The 16,843-nt window shown below is 73.6% G+C and carries 14 protein-coding genes; 8 read left to right on the top strand and 6 right to left on the bottom strand.

The annotated features are described in order from the left end of the window. Positions 1-350: 350 nt before the first annotated feature. Positions 351-911 carry a peptide-methionine (R)-S-oxide reductase MsrB gene (gene msrB / locus G407_RS0100120; RefSeq protein ID WP_084327199.1) on the bottom strand — a complete coding sequence of 187 codons (561 nt, stop codon included), beginning with the start codon at positions 909-911 and terminating at the stop codon, positions 351-353. A 103-nt stretch (positions 912-1,014) separates the two neighbouring features. Between msrB and G407_RS0100125 the strand changes: the two genes are divergently transcribed. The 4 genes from G407_RS0100125 to G407_RS0100140 all read left to right on the top strand — a co-directional run bounded on the left by G407_RS0100125 (position 1,015) and on the right by G407_RS0100140 (position 4,715). Further along, on the top strand, positions 1,015-2,145 hold the full coding sequence (locus G407_RS0100125; RefSeq protein WP_156917425.1) for an FUSC family protein: 1,131 nt from the start codon (positions 1,015-1,017) through the stop codon (positions 2,143-2,145). Positions 2,146-2,262: 117 nt separating this feature from the next. Continuing rightward, positions 2,263-2,805, top strand: a complete 543-nt coding sequence (locus tag G407_RS0100130) for a type 2 periplasmic-binding domain-containing protein (RefSeq protein WP_029029173.1) — start codon at positions 2,263-2,265, stop codon at positions 2,803-2,805. Beyond that, positions 2,802-4,058: a DUF6421 family protein gene (locus G407_RS24815; RefSeq protein WP_052340740.1), complete on the top strand. Its 1,257-nt coding sequence runs from the start codon at positions 2,802-2,804 to the stop codon at positions 4,056-4,058. The genes G407_RS0100130 and G407_RS24815 overlap by 4 nt, the downstream gene beginning before the upstream one ends. Positions 4,059-4,103: 45 nt before the next feature. Then, a complete protein-coding gene (locus tag G407_RS0100140) occupies positions 4,104-4,715 on the top strand; it encodes a LysE family translocator (protein ID WP_043538582.1) in 612 nt (203 codons plus the stop codon). A gap of 7 nt (positions 4,716-4,722) precedes the next feature. Here the strand turns inward: G407_RS0100140 and G407_RS0100145 are convergent, their stop codons facing one another. Beyond that, complete coding sequence (locus G407_RS0100145; protein WP_029029175.1) at positions 4,723-5,940, bottom strand: hypothetical protein; 1,218 nt, start codon at positions 5,938-5,940, stop codon at positions 4,723-4,725. Positions 5,941-6,089: 149 nt separating this feature from the next. On the opposite strand from G407_RS0100145, the gene rimO reads away from it, so the two are divergent. Then, entirely contained in the window at positions 6,090-7,409 is a 1,320-nt protein-coding gene (gene rimO, locus G407_RS0100150) for a 30S ribosomal protein S12 methylthiotransferase RimO (protein WP_029029176.1), read from the top strand. A gap of 78 nt (positions 7,410-7,487) precedes the next feature. Continuing rightward, positions 7,488-9,863, top strand: a complete 2,376-nt coding sequence (locus G407_RS0100155; RefSeq protein ID WP_029029177.1) for a S8 family peptidase — start codon at positions 7,488-7,490, stop codon at positions 9,861-9,863. 21 nt (positions 9,864-9,884) lie between these two features. Here G407_RS0100155 and cobD read toward each other — a convergent pair whose 3' ends face one another. Continuing rightward, positions 9,885-10,907 carry a threonine-phosphate decarboxylase CobD gene (gene cobD / locus G407_RS0100160; RefSeq protein ID WP_043538583.1) on the bottom strand — a complete coding sequence of 341 codons (1,023 nt, stop codon included), beginning with the start codon at positions 10,905-10,907 and terminating at the stop codon, positions 9,885-9,887. Here cobD and cbiB point away from each other — a divergent pair. After that, the gene (gene cbiB / locus G407_RS0100165; RefSeq protein ID WP_029029179.1) at positions 10,906-11,889 is read left to right on the top strand and encodes an adenosylcobinamide-phosphate synthase CbiB; all 984 of its coding nucleotides are present in this window, start codon (positions 10,906-10,908) and stop codon (positions 11,887-11,889) included. The genes cobD and cbiB overlap by 2 nt on opposite strands. Here the strand turns inward: cbiB and G407_RS0100170 are convergent. Continuing rightward, positions 11,864-13,342, bottom strand: coding sequence for a cobyric acid synthase (locus G407_RS0100170; RefSeq protein WP_029029180.1), 1,479 nt, complete (start codon positions 13,340-13,342; stop codon positions 11,864-11,866). The two genes, cbiB and G407_RS0100170, sit on opposite strands and share 26 nt — an antisense overlap. Then, positions 13,342-13,953 carry a cob(I)yrinic acid a,c-diamide adenosyltransferase gene (cobO, locus tag G407_RS0100175; RefSeq protein ID WP_029029181.1) on the bottom strand — a complete coding sequence of 204 codons (612 nt, stop codon included), beginning with the start codon at positions 13,951-13,953 and terminating at the stop codon, positions 13,342-13,344. The genes G407_RS0100170 and cobO overlap by 1 nt, the downstream gene beginning before the upstream one ends. A gap of 246 nt (positions 13,954-14,199) precedes the next feature. Here cobO and G407_RS0100180 point away from each other — a divergent pair, with 246 nt between their 5' ends. Next, entirely contained in the window at positions 14,200-15,771 is a 1,572-nt protein-coding gene (locus G407_RS0100180; protein WP_029029182.1) for an alpha-amylase family glycosyl hydrolase, read from the top strand. A 37-nt stretch (positions 15,772-15,808) separates the two neighbouring features. Here the strand turns inward: G407_RS0100180 and G407_RS0100185 are convergent, their stop codons facing one another. Further along, positions 15,809-16,831 carry a YcjF family protein gene (locus tag G407_RS0100185; protein WP_029029183.1) on the bottom strand — a complete coding sequence of 341 codons (1,023 nt, stop codon included), beginning with the start codon at positions 16,829-16,831 and terminating at the stop codon, positions 15,809-15,811. Between the last annotated feature and the right edge of the window lie 12 nt (positions 16,832-16,843).

Consider the following 16,843-nt stretch of genomic DNA (forward strand, 5'->3'; position numbering starts at 1 on the left):
GAGCTTCACGGGTAGTCTCCCTGCGATTCTGTCGTGTGTCGCCGGCCGCGCCCGACCTCGTCGGGGGTGCGGTGCGCTGCATCGGGGGGCCGTGCGCCGCTCCCGAGACGCGGCGGACCGTAGGGGCGTTCTACGACACTCCGATGACATCCGCCGACGCGCCGAGCCGGGTGCCGCGCCGTCCGGCCGAGGGTTGAGCCTTGCCGCAACACGGAAAAAACGGCCCGCGGCAGATCCGCCCCGGGCCGTCGCACGACGGCTTTCTTGTCATGATGGCAGCGAAAAGGCACCGTCGCTGCAACCGAGGACCTTTCGCCGCGCTGTGAGGCACCACTCGGCCGGTGGCGTCCTCAGCCCGTCGCCTCGTCGGCCGCCACGAAGCGCAGGGCGACGCCGTTGTTGCAGTAGCGCAGGCCCGTCGGCGGCGGGCCGTCCTTGAAGACGTGGCCCTGGTGCCCGCCGCAGCGCGCGCAATGATACTCCGTGCGCGGCAGGATCAGCTTGAAGTCGCGCCTGGTCTCGACCGCGCCCTCGATCGTGTCGAAGAAGGACGGCCAGCCGGTTCCGGAGTCGAACTTCATGTCCGACGTGAAGAGCGGCAGGTCGCAGCCGGCGCAGTGGAACGTGCCCGTCCGGTACTCCGCGTCGAGCGGGCTCGTGCCCGCGCGCTCGGTACCTTCCTTGCGCAGCACGTGGAATTGCTCCGGCGTCAGGCGCTCGCGCCACTGCGCCTCGCTCAGGTTCCAGTCTCGGGTCTCGGCCACGCTCACGGTCGATCCTCCCTCGCTCGCGGCGTCGGCGCCGCTCGTGTCGTCCCTGGTTCGCCCGACGCCTTCGCCGCATCCGGCGAGGGCGAGGGCCGCGACGCCGCCCAGGAACAGGCGGCGGCTCGGCGTGATGCTGTCGGTCATGGGCGTCATATGGCGGCCGCGCGGGGCACGGCAAGCCGACGGCACCCGCTTCGACGAAACACGCCCCCCGCTGCCACGTTGTCGACCCCGGAGGTGACCCACCGTGACAGGACTCGTGCCCCGCATCGACCGACGGCTCGCGCGCGATCTCGCCCGCGTCGGCCTGCAGACCGGCGCGGCGGTGACGCTCGTCTACCTCGTCATGCGCTGGTACGGCATCGACCATCTCTCCTGGGCCATCATCTCCGCGCTCTTCTCGATCCGGCTCGCATCCGACTCGACGGTCTCGGTCGGCGTGTACCGCGTGATCGCCGCCCTGGTCGGCACGGCGCTGGGGCTCTCGACCGTCGTTCTCTTCGCCGACCTGCTGCCGGGAAGCTGGCCGATCCTCGCTTCCGTGGTCACCGCGAGCGTCGTCGCGAACCTGGCGACGACGCTCTGGCCGAACCTCAACTACATCGCCGTCGCCGCCGCCATCGTGGCGCTCAACGCGAACGCCGAAATCCTGGAGTCGCTCGAGCGCGCGCTCGCCATCATGATCGGCTCGGTGGGCGCGGCGCTGGCCTCCGCGATCGTCTGGCCGGAGACGGCCCGCGCACGCGCCGTGCGCAACATCGCCTACGCGCTGGACGATTGCCGGCGGCTCGTCGACTCGTCGCTGTCGGGCCTCGCCGGGGCCGATGCGGAGGACACGCGGCGCATCGACCAGGATTTCCAGCGCCACATCGGCACCGCCCGCGAGATCGCGGGGGACGCGCGCTTCGAGCGGCGGCTCGCCGGAGGCCACTCGCTGGCCGAAGGGCTGATCGCCATCGAGCGGCTGTGGCACGCGACCATCGTCCTCGATCGCGCGGCCGAGGAGCGGCGGTCGAGCTTCCGGCGCGACGACCTGGGCGGCGTGCACCTCGACATCGACCGGGTGCGCCGGGAGGTCGCCGGCTACCTCGGTGATCTCGTCGCGCATCTGCACGGGCGGGCCGGCGAGCCGCCGAGGGCCGAGCCCGTGATGGGCTGCCTTCGCGAGGCGGAGGACTCGCTGCGCCGCTCGCCGACCGAGACGTCGCTCACCGACGACGCCGACCGCGAGCGGGCCGTGTCGGCGCTGCGCTTCGGCGTCGACGAGCTGCGCAAGAACATCGGCGAGATCGCCGACCTCGTCGCGCCGGGACGCGAGGCGCTGCAGCGCGGGGACCAGGACGGCGCGCCCGCGGCCCGGGAGGATCGCGCCGCGTGAGGCTCCTCGTCCCGGGCCCGCCGAAGGCAGGCGGCATACAACACTTAATTACAAGATGATTGACATCTCTCGGCTGTGTGGCGCAAGATCGGCAGTGTAACAACCGAGGATGACGCGATGCTCGATCGCACCCGTATAACCACGATCCATACCCTCGGGCCCTCCGGCACGAACTGCGAGGCCGCGGCCGCCCATTATGCAGAGGCCCACGGCCTCGTGGCCGAGGTCGTCCTCCACCGCACCCTCGAGGAGGCGATGGTCCTCGTGCTGGAGGATCCGGGCGCCGCGCTCCTGGGCTGCGTGGTCTATCCGGACCTGCACGGGCTCGTCTTCCCCTACCTCGACCGGATGACGCTCGCGGACCAGTTCCTGTTCGACACGTTCCCGATGGTGCTCGCCGCCCGCTCCGCGAACGGCGCGGTCGCCCTCGTCGCCACGCACCCCGCGCCTCGCGCGCTGGTGCCGGCGGAGCACGAGGTCCGGCTCGTCACGAGCAACGCGGAGGCGGCGCGGCTGTGTGCCGCGGGCGAGGTGGACGCCTGCATCACGACGGCAGTCGCGGCCGAGCGCAACGGCCTCGTCGTCCTGCGCGATCACGGACCCGTGCCGATGGGGTTCACGATCCACACGCATCGTGCGCTCGCGAGGCGTGCGGCATGATCGGCGAGCTCGTCGCGACGACGCGGCGCGTGGCGGCCGCGCAGGCGGCCGACGGCTCGCTGCCGAGCGACGCCGAGGGGGCGCAGGCGCGCGCCCTGCTGGCGGACGCCGCCGCGCAGGCCGCACGCCTGGCACGGCGTATCGGCGCATCCGCCCAGGCGGACGCGATCGTCGCCGACACCGCCGACTGGCTCGCGGCCGGCGCGCGCGGGAAGCCGGACTTCGGGCGCACCCGCGACGCGATGCGGGCGCCCGACGAGGGCGCACCGTTCTTCTTCTTCGGCCCGCTGCGCCTCGCCAACGGCGGGCGCGCCGGCCATCGCTTCGAGACGTTCCTGGCGATACGCGAGGAGCCCGCCGGAGCGGCGTACCAGACGCTGTACGAGACCTATCCCCACCCCAAGAACATCTGCCAGTCCGCGCACCTGGTCGCCGGCACCCCGGGGCTCGTGCGCGGCAACAACATCGTCTTCTTCCCCGAGAACATCGCCAGCGGGTCGCTGCCCGAACGGCAGCTCTACGCGTTGTTCTTCTTCAACAAGTTCAAGCGCATCTACGACACGATCACCGTGCCGACGTGGGACGCGGTCGGCGTTCCCGGCGCGCTCGACGCCTCGCGGATCGACGATCCGCGCCGCGCCTACGAGGCGCGCTGCGTCTGGGGCTACCTCCACGACTATTTCCACCATCGGGGCACGCGCCCGTTCGACGAGCAGATTGGTCTCAAGACGCGCTGGTTCACGGGCCTGCTCGAGGAGCTCAAGGTGGACCTCGCGACCTACCGCGCCTGCCGTGCCGGCGGCATCCCCGAGGGGGACGTGGTCGCGGAGTTCATCCTGTTCGACCGCACGATGCGCTACCCCGGCGAGCCCGACTGGTCGCGCAACTTCGATTCCGGAACGGGCCTCCTGCTCCTCGCCTACCTGCGCGAGGCCGGCGCGCTCCTGGTCGGGCGGGACGGACGGCTCGCGATCGATCGCGGGGCGGTCGACGCGGCGGCCGCATCCTTCGTGGCGGAGGTGGAGGCCCTGGAGGCGGCCGGCGACGAGGCCTACCTCGCCGGCGCGGAGGCGATGGTGCGCCGCTTCCTCCCGGCGCCCGGCGACGGCGAGATCCGCTTCGGCGCGCCCGCCTTCCTGTGGGAGAGCGCTTTCGGGGCCCGGATCGGCGCCGCCCCGACGATCGAATTCGGCTTCGACGCGGCGGCCTGCGCACCGAAGCTGCGCGACACGGCGGCGTCTCTCGTCGCATGATGCGATCGCGTCGTCGTCCATCGTCCCGAGCGGGCACCAACCACCATGATCACCAGCACCTGGCTCGCCGCGATCCTCCTGTTCGCGCTCTCGACCTCGTTCTCGCCCGGACCGAACAACCTGCTTCTCGTCACGTCGGGGGCGAAGTTCGGCCTCGCCCGGACCTGGCGGCACATCCTCGGCATCGCGATCGGCTTTCCCGCGATGGTCGTCATCGTCGGGCTGTTCCTCGGCGCCGTCTTCGAGCGGCAGCGCTGGCTGCACGACGCACTCGCGATCGTCGGCTCGGCGTACCTGCTCTACCTCACCTGGAAGATCCTGCTGGCGCGCGGGTCCGTCGAGCAGGGGGCGATGGGCGCCCCGATCGGCTTCGTCGAGGCGGCGCTGTTCCAGTGGGTCAACCCGAAGGCGTGGGTGATGGCGACGGGCGCGGTCGCGGCCTACACGACGAGCGCCGGCTTCGGGCTGGAGATCTCGCTCATCGCCACCGTGTTCGTCGTGGTCGGATTCGTCACCTCCACCATCTGGGCGGCCTTCGGGGAGCTGATCGCGCGGTTCCTGAGCACGCCGGCGAGGGTGCGGGTCTTCAACGTCGCGCTCGGCCTGATGCTGCTCGCGTCGATCCTCCCGATCCTCCTCGCGCGCGCCCCGACGTGAGCCGTTCTCAGCGGCCCGCGTCGCGCATGTCCGGCACCTCTGCGTGGCGTGCGGCGAGGGTCTTCGGGCCGGCGAGGATGCCGTAGAAGTCGTACCAATGGACCCGCTCGTTCGCCCGCAGGAAGCGGAAATGCGTGCGGAAGAAGAACAAGCGCTCCCGGAAGAGCCCGAGGCGCCCCGGGGCGACGAGCTGCGGCATCGACAGCCGCAGCGTGCGCGGCCAGCGCGTCCGCTCGGGAAACCGCCCGCTCAGCGCGGCGGGGTCGACCGGGCAGACGTTCATCGCGTCGTGCCGGCTCTGGACCTCGTGCCAGACGATCGAGGGCTCGTTCGCGAGCCGCCCCACCGCGGCGCGGTAGCGCACGCAGGTCTCGTCGACGAGCATCAGCGGTGCGACCGTGCCGAGCGTCAGCAGCGACACCGCCGGCCCCCGCCGCCCGAGGTCGGGATCGCGGGCGAGCGCCAGCGCCAGCGTCTCCGGCGCGAGGAAGGCCCCCGAGGAATGGCCGACGAGGAGGACCTCGTCGATGCCGGGATCGCGCGCCGCGGCGACCACCGCCTCGGCGAACACCTCGAGCCGCTCCTGCAGCACGTCCGTCTCGCCGCGCTCGTGGGCGAAGGAGAACAGCCAGTCCTCGAGCAGGTAGCGCAGGAAGAGCGGGCGATCGAGCCGCAGCGCCAGCCATCCCGCGAGGCCGCCCGCCGCGAGCGCCGCAGCCGGCGCCGCCAGCGGGTGGATCCGCCAGCCGAGCACGCCCGCGCCGCCGGCCGCGGCGACCACGAGCAGCGCGAGGAGCAGCGTCGCCGCGTAGGGGTAGACGATGAAGGCGGCGAACTGCCGGTCGATCCGCGCGAGCCGGGCGACGACGCCGCGACGGACCAGGTCGGCGCCCACGCGCAGGAGCTTGCCCAGGCGCGGTGCGAGCGGCGCGCGGAACGCGGGCCTCGCCAGATCGTCCCAGCGCAGGATCGTCAGCGTCGTGCGGGTCTCCCATTCCCCCGCGGGGTCGAGCGCCGCGATCGCGAAGGCGGGTGTCGGGCCGTCCTCGCCCTCGAGCGCGCCGGCGTGCGCCGCGAAGCCACGCAGGGCTGCGGCGGCGGCGAGCTCCTCGGCGAAGAGCGCGTGGTAGACGCGCGGGCGACGCGGGTCGTAGCCGGGCAGGTAGAACGCGGCGCGGCGGCGCACCGGGCGCCCGTCCTCCGGCTCGTTCCCGCCGTTCCGCATGCCCCGCTCCCCGTCTCGCCCGAACCGCGGCTGCGGGCGCGTAGCACGCGGGGGCGGGGCGTGTCGACGCGCCACTGGCGCACGAGCCGGTTCTCGCTTATGTGACGCGCTCCCCGGCATTTCCCCGCACACTCGGCGACCCGCTCCGCATGACCGAACCCGCGCGCAAGATCTCGTTCGTCTCCCTCGGCTGCCCGAAGGCGCTCGTCGACTCGGAGCGGATCATCACGCAGCTTCGGGCGCAGGGCTACCAGCTCTCGCGCGAGCACGACGGCTCGGATCTCGTCATCGTCAATACCTGCGGCTTCCTCGACAGCGCCAAGGCGGAGTCGCTCGACGCCATCGGCGAGGCCATGGCCGAGAACGGCAAGGTGATCGTCACGGGCTGCATGGGCGCCGAGCCCGAGCAGATCCGCGAGCGCTTCCCGGACGTGCTCGCGATCACCGGCCCCCAGGCGTACGAGAGCGTGCTCTCCGCCGTGAACGAGGCGGTGCCGCCGGCGCACGATCCGTTCCTCGACCTCGTGCCGCCGCAGGGCGTGAAGCTCACGCCGCGCCACTACGCCTACCTGAAGATCTCCGAGGGCTGCAACAATCGCTGCTCGTTCTGCATCATCCCCAAGCTGCGCGGCGATCTCGTCTCGCGTCCCGCCGCGGACGTGCTGCGGGAGGCCGAGCGGCTGGTCAAGGCGGGCGTGCGCGAGCTGCTGGTGATCTCGCAGGACACGTCCGCCTACGGCGTCGACGTGAAGTACGCGCCCTCCACCTGGCAGGGCCGCGAGGTACGCACCCGCTTCCTCGACCTCGCCCGCGAGCTCGGGACGCTCGGAGCCTGGGTGCGGCTGCACTACGTCTACCCCTATCCGCACGTCGACGAGGTCATCCCGCTGATGGCCGAGGGCAAGGTCCTGCCCTACCTCGACATCCCCTTCCAGCACGCCTCGCCCAAGGTGCTGCGCGCCATGAAGCGCCCGGGCAACGTCGAGAAGACGCTCGACCGGATTCACGCCTGGCGCGCCGTCTGCCCCGACCTCGCCATCCGCTCGACCTTCATCGTCGGCTTCCCCGGCGAGACCGAGGAGGACTTCCAGCTCCTGCTCGACTGGCTGGAGGAGGCCGAGCTCGAGCGCGTGGGCTGCTTCAAGTACGAGCCCGTCGCCGGCGCGCCGGCGAACGCTATCGCCGAGGCCGTGCCGGAAGCGGTGAAGGAGGAGCGCTGGCACCGCTTCATGCAGGCCCAGGCGGCGATCTCCGAGCGCATCCTCGCCCGCAAGGTGGGGCGCACGATCCCCGTCATCCTCGACGAGGTCGGCCCCACCGTGGCGATCGGTCGCTCCCAGTGGGACGCGCCGGAGATCGACGGCAACGTCTTCGTCAAGACGCGCTCGACGAAGATCGTGCCGGGGGACGTCGTCGACGTCGCCGTGCGCCGCGCGGACGCCTACGACCTGCACGGCGTGCTCGCCTGAGACGCCCACGGCCGAGCTGCCACGCCGGCGCCCGATTGACACCGACATAGGCCCGCTCCCGCGCCCCCCGGAGCCGCCATGTCCCGATTCGCACCGTCGCTCATCGTCCTCGCGACGCTCGCGCTCGCCGGCTGCGGAGGCGGAGGCGGAGGCGGCGGGAGCGCGCCGGCGACGGACGCACTGGCCCCACCGGCGGCGGCGCCGCCGCCGGCGGCCGCCCCGGAGCCGGGCAGCCCCACCCACACGCTGGCGCGCTACTTCACCACATCCTTCGACGAGGCGGCCGCGACCGCGGCACGCAACGCGCCGGAATTCGCGATCCAGGACAAGATCGTCCGCTTCGGCGCCGGCGGGTCGGCGCTGCCGAGCTTCGCCTATGCCGCGATCCGCGCCGAATACGCGCATTCGGCGGGCCTCACGGGGCGCGGCACGACCATCGCCGTGGTCGACGACGGCTTTCGCCTCGGCCATCGCGAGCTCGCGGGCAAGACGATCGCGACGCACGGATCGCTCCCGGTGGAGAGCCACGGGACCAGCGTCGCCAGCATCGCCGCCGGGGTGTCCGACGGACAGGGCGTAATGGGCATCGCCCCGGGCGCCGACCTGCACCTGTCCTCGTTCACGAACGGCGTGGGCGCCATCGCCCGCGCCACCCGCGACGCGGACGCGCGGGATGCCCTCGTACAGAACAATTCCTGGGGCTACGCGGCGACGATCGACGGGCTCGAGAGCTGGCTCGTCGCCAATCCCGGCGCGAGCGCGGCGGACGGCTTCGCGGCGATCGTCGGCACGCCGCGCGCGGACGCCGCCGCCTACCTCGACGCGCTGCGCGCCTTCACCACGGACGGGATCGTCGTCTTCGCCGCATCGAATGCGGAAGACGCCACCCGCGCGGGCCTGATGGACGGCCTGCCGGTCGTCGTCCCCGAGCTGACGCCGGGCTGGCTCGTCGCCGTGAACGCCGTGCTCGCCTTCGACGCGCAGCGGGTCACCGGAGCCCGGCGCCTGTCCGCGCCCTGCAACGACATGGCGCCGAGCTGCCTCGTCGCCGACGGGACCGTCCACGCCGCCGCGGGCGGATCGGACACGGACTATGCCCTCGTCACCGGGTCGTCCTTCGCCGCGCCGCAGGTCGCCGGCGCCGTCGCGCTGCTGGCGCAGGCTTTTCCGGACCTCCCCGCGGCCGATCTGCGCGTGCGGCTCCTGGCGAGCGCCGACAACGGCTTCTTCCCGCACGCGGGCGCGACCGACTTCGGCAACGGCGTGCGCCACGGCTACGGCACCGAGTTCGGCCACGGCGCGCTCGACCTGCGCGCCGCGCTCCTGCCGATCGGCCAGGTGGGGCTGCCGGCGACGGCGAGCGCCTACGACGGCGTCGCCGGCCCCTCCACCGTCGCGGCGGGCGACGCCTACGGCGACGCGGTCGCGCAGGCGCTCGCGAGCGAGCGCATCGCCGTCTTCGACAGCCTCGGCGCCGCCTTCTCCGCACCGGGCGCGATCCTCCTCGGGGCCGCGCCGCAGGCCGATCTCGGCCGGCGCCTTCGGTCCTTTTCCGGCGCGACCCCCGGCCTCGCGCAGGCGCGGATCGGCGGGACCGAGGCTGCGGACGGCGAGGACGAGATCGGCTGGCGCTTCGCCAGCGGCGCGCCCGAGGCCGTGCAGGCGTCGATCGGACTCACCGCGGCAATGAGCCCCGTCCTCTCGGCGCCGGGCGGCCTCGCCGGGCTCGCGCGAGACGGGTTCGGCTTTGCCGCCACACGCGATCTGCGGGGCGGCGGGGCGATCTCCGTCCACGCATTCGGCGACGCCGCGCCCGAGCCCGAGGGCGCCTTCGCGGCGCTGACCCAGGACCGGGTCGGCCCTGCCTGGGGCGCGGGGGTGGCGCGGCGGCTGGATCTCGGGCCGGGCGCCGTGACGGTCGGCGTCTCGACCCTGCACGAGACCGACGGTGTGCTCGGCCTGCGCACCACCGGCGTCCTGGGCACCACGCACAGCACCGCCGGCGCGCTGGATCTCGGCCTGTCGCTGCCGATCGGCACCGCCGCGCTCGACCTCACCGCCCAGCTCGGCATGACGGATGCAGCAGGCGGCGGCCTCGCTGCCGGCTACGACGGCGTCGCCTTCAGCGCCTTCGGCGCCAGCCTCGGCTTCGTCGACGTGCTGCGCGAGGGCGATCGCCTCGCGCTCGGCGTGCGCCAGCCGATGCGTGTGGAGCAGGGCACCGCGCACCTGCGCGTACCCGCCGGGCGCGACCGGGAGGGACGCATCGCCTTCCGCGACCTCGCCGTCGACCTCGCTCCGCAGGGGCGCCAGATCGATCTCGGCCTCGACTGGACCACGGGGCTCGGCCCGCGCAGCGAGCTGCGGCTCGGCGCCGCGCTGTCGCTCTCCGAGGGCCACCAGCCGGGGGCGATGGGGGCGGCGATGATGGGGGCGTTCAGCCACCGGTTCTGACGGGTTCGGCTCCTTACCGGCTCAGCCGCGGTTGGGCGCCGCGCCCAGCGCGGCCGCGAGCCGCGCCCAGGCCTGCGCGTCTGCCGGCAGGCCGAGGCGCAGGCGGCGGGGGTCGTCCTGGAAGCGCCTGACCCAGATGCCGGCTTCGCCCAGGCGGCGGAAGAGTTCCGGCGCGTCGTCGCTCACGATCGTGCGGAACAGGCGCGTGCCGCACACGGGACCGTCCGCGAGCGGCGCCAGGAGCGCGTCGACACGTGCCGCGTCGGCGGCGCGGGCGCGCCGCGCCTCGGCGAGCCAGGCGGCGTCGTCGAGTGCCGCGCGGCCGATCGCCAGCGCCGGGCCGGAGACCGACCACGGCCCGAGCGCCGCGCGCAGGCGCTCCGACAGCGGGCCCCGCGCCACGGCGAAGCCGAGCCGCACGCCGGCGAGGCCCCAGGTCTTGCCGAAGGAGCGCAGAACGATCGCGTTCGGCGGCACATCCAGGGCGAGGCTCTCGACGGGCTCGAGGTCGGCGAAGGCCTCGTCGACGACGAGGAGTCCCTCGCGCCCGGTGAGATCCGCCGCGAGCGCCCGCAGCGCCGCGCCCGTCCAGGTGCGCCCGTCGGGATTGTTGGGGTTGACGAGGACGAGGACCTCGCAGCCCTCCGCCTCCTCCGGTGCCGCCACGGTGAGCACCCGTGCGCCGGCCGCCATCCAGGCGCGGGCGTGCTCGCCGTAGGTGGGCGCGACGATCGCGACCTCCCGGGCGGGTGCGACGAAGGGCAGGAGGCTGATCAGCGCCTGCGTGCCCGGCGCGGCAACGACGCGGGCGGGATCCGCGACGCCGTAGGCGCGCGCGGCCGTGGCCTCCAGCGCGGCGTGATCGGCGGGCTCGGGCAGGCGCGCGAAGGCGGAGGCTGGCAGGGTGGGCAGCGGATAGGCTATGGGGTTGATCCCCGTCGAGAGGTCGATCCACGGCGCGGGCGCGTGCGGGAACAGGCGGCGCGCCTCGCCGAGATCGCCTCCGTGCCAGATCCGCCCCCCCTCCATCCGGCCGCTCCCCATGCTCGCCGACACGCTCGCCCTCCTCGTGCTCGCGCTCCTCGCGGAGGCGGCGATCGGCTATCCCGGGCGTGTCTACACGGCGATCGGCCATCCCGTCACCTGGATCGGCGCGCTGATCGCGGCCCTCGACCGCGACCTGAACCGGGAGGACGCCTCCCCCGCCGCCCGCCGGGCCATGGGCGTCCTGGCGCTCGTCGCGATCCTCGCCGTGCCGGGCGCGCTGGCGCTGGCGGTGCAGGCGATTCTCTTCGGGCTGGGGCTCGTCGGCCTCGTCGTCGCGGCGATCCTCACCTCCACCTTGCTGGCCCAGCGCTCGCTCCACGAGCACGTCGCCGCGGTCCGTGACGGGCTGCGGGCGGGCGGGATCGAGGGCGGGCGCGCGGCGGTCTCGATGATCGTGGGGCGCAATCCGCAGACGCTGGACGAGCCCGCCATCTGCCGGGCGGCGATCGAGAGCCTGTCGGAGAACTTCTCCGACGGCGTCGTCGCGCCCGCCTTCTGGATCGGCGTCGGCGGCCTGCCCGGCGGCGTGCTCTACAAGGCGGCGAACACGGCCGACAGCATGATCGGCCACCGCACGCCCCGCTACGAGATGTTCGGCTGGGCGGCGGCGCGGTTCGACGACCTGATCAACCTGCCCGCCTCGCGGCTGACCGCGCTCCTGATCGTCGCCGCCGCCGCGCTGCATCGGGACGCCTCTGCGCGCAAGGCCGTCGCGGCCGTGCGGCGCGACGCCGGCAGGCACCGCTCGCCCAATGCGGGCTGGCCGGAGGCCGCCATGGCCGGCGCGCTCGGCCTGCGGCTCGCCGGGCCGCGCACCTACGGCGACACCATCGTCGACGACGCCTGGATGGGCGACGGCCGCGCAGAGGCGAGCGCGGACGACATCGGCCGCGCCCTCGCGCTCTACCGCACCGCCTGCGGGCTGCTGATCGGACTCGCGGCCGTCCTCGCGGTCACGGCACTCGGGCTGTCTCGCTGATGGCGAGGAGCCGGTCGCAATCGACATGCGCGGCCAGATGGTCGGCGAAGCGGTCGAGGATGTCGTCGACGAGCGTCTCGTAGGCGAGCCCGCTCGTCCCCGCCCCGAGCCGCGCGAGCCAGGCGGCGCGCTGGGCGTCGTCGGCGAAGAGGCCGTGGACGTAGGTCCCGACGACGCGCCCGTCCCGCGAGACGGCCCCGTCCGAACGGCCGTCGGCGAGGCGGGCGAAGGGGCGAGTGGCATCGGGGCCGGTGGTCTCGCCCACATGCATCTCGTAGCCGGAGAAGGGCGCGCCGTCCGCGAGCGCCGTCCCGGAGACGGCCTCGAGCGTCTTCACGCCGGTGAGCCGCGTCTCGAGGTCGAGCAGGCCGAGCCCCTCGACCACCCGCCCCGCCGGCCCCTCGATCCCGTCCGGGTCGGCGATCGTCCGCCCCAGCATCTGGAAGCCGCCGCACAGGCCGAGCACCCGCCCGCCGCGGCGCACGTGGGCGGCGATGTCGACGTCCCAGCCCTGGGCGCGCAGGAAGGCGAGGTCGTCGATCGTGGTCTTCGAGCCCGGCAGCAGCACGAGCGCCGTCTCCGCCGGGATCGGCGCGCCCGGCTCGACGAGCACGAGCCGCACGCCGGGCTCCTCGCGCAGCGGGTCGAGGTCGTCGAAATTCGAGATGCGCGGCATGACGGGCACCGCGATCGTGACGCCCTCCCCTTCCCCGACGCGCGCCTCCCGCTCCAGCCCCAGCCGATCCTCCGCCGGCAGCCTCCCGGCATCGGCGAAATGCGGCACGAGGCCGAGCGCCTCCCAGCCGGTGTGCTCGGCGACGAGCCGCATGCCGTCGGCGAAGAGCGTGGGATCGCCGCGGAAGCGGTTCACCAGGAAGCCGGCGACCAGCGCCGCGTCGGCGGGGTCGATCACCGCCTTGGTGCCGACCAGGCTCGCGATCACTCCGCCCCGGTCGATGTCGCCGACGATCACCACGGGCGTGTGGGTTGCGCGGGCGAAGCCCATGTTGGCGATGTCGCCGGCGCGCAGGTTCACCTCGGAGGCCGAGCCCGCGCCCTCGACGAGGACGAGGTCCGCCTCCCCGCGCAGCCGGCCGAACGAGTCGAGCACGGCCTCCATCAGCCGCGGCTTCCAGGCCTGGTACTCCCGCGCCCTGGCGGTGCCGACCATGCGCCCCTGCACCACGATCTGCGAGCCGATCTCGCTCTGCGGCTTCAAGAGAACCGGGTTCATGTGGACCGACGGCGCCACCCCCGCCGCGCGGGCCTGCAGCGCCTGCGCCCGGCCGATCTCCCCACCGTCGACGGTGACGGCGGCGTTGTTCGACATGTTCTGCGGCTTGAACGGCCGCACCACGAGCCCGCGCCGGCTGAAGTGCCGGCACAGGCCCGCCACCAGCAGCGACTTGCCGACGTTCGAGCCGGTGCCCTGCACCATCAAGGCGCGGGTCATCAGAACTCGATCCCTTCCTGCGCCTTCACGCCGGCGGCGAAGTGGTGCTTGACCAGCGTCATCTCGGTGACGAGATCGGCGGCCTCGATCAGCTCCGGCTTGGCATTGCGGCCCGTCACCACGACGTGGCGGTCGGGGCGGCGCGCCTTCAGCGTGGCGACGACCTCGTCGAGGGGCAGGTAGGCGTAGCGCAGCGCGATATTGAGCTCGTCGAGGATCACGAGCCGGATTTCCGGGTCGTCCATCAGCTCCTTGGCCTTGGCCCAGGCGCGCTCGGCGGCGGCGACGTCGCGGGCCTTGTCCTGCGTCTCCCAGGTGAACCCCTCGCCCATCGTGTACCAGGAGATCTGGTCGTCGAAGCGGGCCAGCGCGAGCTTCTCCCCGGTCTCCCAGGCGCCCTTGACGAACTGCACGACGCCGACCCGGAAGCCGCGGCCGAGCGCGCGCAGCATCAGCCCGAAGGCCGCCGTCGACTTGCCCTTGCCGGGGCCCGTGTTGACGATGAGCAGCCCCTTCTCGATCGTCTTGCCGGCCACTTCCGCGTCCTGCACCGCCTTGCGCTTGGCCATCTTCTCGCGATGGCGGCGGGCCTCCTCGTCCTCGATCGTCATCGGGTCTCCTCGGAGTCTCCTCGGGGTCTCCTCGGGATCTGCTCGGCGGGCGCGGGCATCTCGCCTCGGGGGCGTGCCGGCCGCCGGCAGTCCGGCTCCCCGGCGGATCGATCCGCCGATCGAACCTGCATGTGCGGAGTTCCCCGCCGATGCAAGCCGCGTCTCACGGGAATTTCGTTGGCATCGGCGCGGCGGATCGCCTATGCGGGGCGCAATCCCAAATCACCTCACGCTGGAGCCGCGCGCATGACGCACCGCAGCCCCGACGCCGCGCCCTGGTGGCGAAGCGCCGTCGTCTACCAGATCTACCCGCGCTCCTTCCAGGACACGACCGGGGACGGCGTCGGCGATCTCGCCGGAATCGCGCGCCGCCTCGATCACGTGGTGGCGCTGGGCGTCGACGCGATCTGGATCTCGCCGATCTACCCCTCGCCCATGAAGGACTTCGGGTACGACGTCGCCGACTATTGCGCCGTCGACCCGCTCTTCGGCACGCTCGCCGACTTCGACGCGCTCGTCGCCGCCGCGCATGCGCGCGGGCTCGCGGTGCTGCTCGACTTCGTGCCGAGCCACACCTCCGACGAGCACCCCTGGTTCCGCGAGAGCCGATCCTCGCGCGAGAACGCCAGGCGCGACTGGTACGTCTGGGCCGATCCCGCGCCCGGCGGCGGGCCGCCGAACAACTGGCTCTCCGAGTTCGGCGGGCCGGCCTGGAGCCTCGACGAGGCGACCGGCCAGTACTGGCTCCACATCTACCTGCGCGAGCAGCCGGCGCTGAACTGGCGCAATCCGGACGTCCAGGCCGCGATGCTCGACGTCATGCGCTTCTGGTTCGACCGGGGCGTCGACGGCTTCCGGGTGGACGCGGTGGAGCATCTCGTGCCCTCCGCCGCGCTCACGGACAACCCGCCGGACCCGGCGTGGCGGCCCGGCATGCAGGAGGCGCGCGCGCTGCACCGCGCCTACACCGCCCACCAGCCGGAAGTGTTCGACGCGGCGCGCGCCATGCGCCGGGTCGCGGGCGAGTACGCGCCCGAGCGGCTCCTGATCGGCGAGGCCTACGGCACGCTGCCCGAGGTGATGGCATATTACGGCGGCGAGGGGCTCGACGGCTTCCAGCTGCCCTTCAACTTCCAGCTGATCTTCGCCGAGTGGCGGGCCGAGAGCATCGCGAGCATGGTCGAGGGCTACGAGGCGGCGCTGCCGGCGGGCGCCTGGCCGAACTGGGTGATGGGCAACCACGACCGCCCGCGCATCGCCGGGCGGATCGGCCCCGCGCAGGCGCGCGTCGCGGCGATGCTGCTCATGACGCTGCGCGGCACGCCGACGATCTACCAGGGCGAGGAGCTCGGCATGGTCGACGTGCCGATCCCGCCGGAGATGGCCCACGACCCGATGGAGAAGAACGCGCCGGGCCAGGGCTTCGGTCGCGATCCCGTGCGGACGCCGATCCCGTGGGAAGACGGGCCGAAGGCGGGCTTCACCACGGACGAGCCGTGGCTGCCCATCGGCGGCGCGCCGCCGGTCTCGGCGCAGGCGGCCGACCCCGGCTCGATGCTGGCGCTCTACCGGCGTCTCACGGCGCTCCGACGGGCGGAGCCGGCGCTGTCGCTCGGATCCTACCGCACCCTCGCCTGCGCCGACGACGTGCTGGTGTTCGAGAGGCGTCACGGCGAGCGGCGGCTCGTCGTCGCGCTGAACTTCGCGGATGCGGAGCGGCCGCTCGCGCACGAGGGGCCGGTGCTGCTCTCGACCCATGCCGGAGACCGCGTCGCGGGCCGGCTCGCCCCGAACGAGGGGCGCGTCATGGAAGGGTGACGCGGCCCCCTCGCCGCAGCGGAGGACGGGCGTCGTGCTACCCCTTCGCCTCCTCCACCACCTTCCGCGAGATCAGCTCCCCCGCCACGTCGGCGATCTTCGGGCGCTCCAGCGCCACGAAGGGCAGCGGGCGGCAGACGGCGATGGCGGCCAGCCCGAAGCGGGCGGTCATGATGCCGTTGAGCACCCCCTCCCCCAGCCGGGCCGAGATCCGCGCGGCGATGCCGAGCCCCAGCGCCTGCTGCATCAGCCCGTCGCCCACCGCGACGCCGCCGGTCACCGTGAGATGCGTCAGCGCCGCGCGCATCAGGCGCAGGAAGCCCAGCATGCCCGGCCGCGCGCCGTAGATCGCGGAGACGCGGCGCAGCACGCGGGCGGCGTTGAAGATCACGAAGCCGACGTCGATCGCGGCGCGCGGCGACAGCGCCGTGACCAGCGAGACCTGCTTCGCCGCGTCCGCCACCGCCCGGGCGGCGCGGTCGTCGAGGTCGGCGAGGAGCTCGCGCTCGGCGATGGCGAGGCGGTCCTCCGCATCGAGGATCTCGTCCGCCACCTCGGCGATCCGGCCCCGGGCCCGCGCGGTTTCCGGCCGCGCCGCGTAGAGCGCGACGACCTCCGCGACGACCCGCTTCGCCGCCTCGCCGTCGCGGGCCTCGCGCGCGGCGAGCGCCCGCTCGCGCAGCGCCTCGATCTTGCGCTCGCGCCACAGGCCGACGAGCTCGCGCCCGACGAGCACCGCGAGCGCGAGGAGCGCCAGGACCAGCGCCGCGAGCCCCACCCAGCCGAGCCACGGCGCCGCCTCGAACAGGCCGCGCACCAGGCTCTCGGCGGCGAGCCCGAGCGCCAGCGCGACGAGGGCGGACACGGAGGAGAGCAGCATGCCGCCCCAGGGCAGCCCGCGCTTGCGCCCCATCGGCACCGGCGTGCCGTCGGCGGCGTCGAGGATCTCTTCGGGCTGGACCTCCACGCGCACGCGCGCGGGCCGATCCACCGCCTCGCCCGTGCGGGTCTCGGCGACGTCGGGATCGTCCAGGCGGAAGGCGCGGGGCTTGCGGGACATCGGGTGCGGTCT

It is taken from the genome of Salinarimonas rosea DSM 21201 (assembly GCF_000429045.1).
Lineage (GTDB): Bacteria > Pseudomonadota > Alphaproteobacteria > Rhizobiales > Beijerinckiaceae > Salinarimonas > Salinarimonas rosea.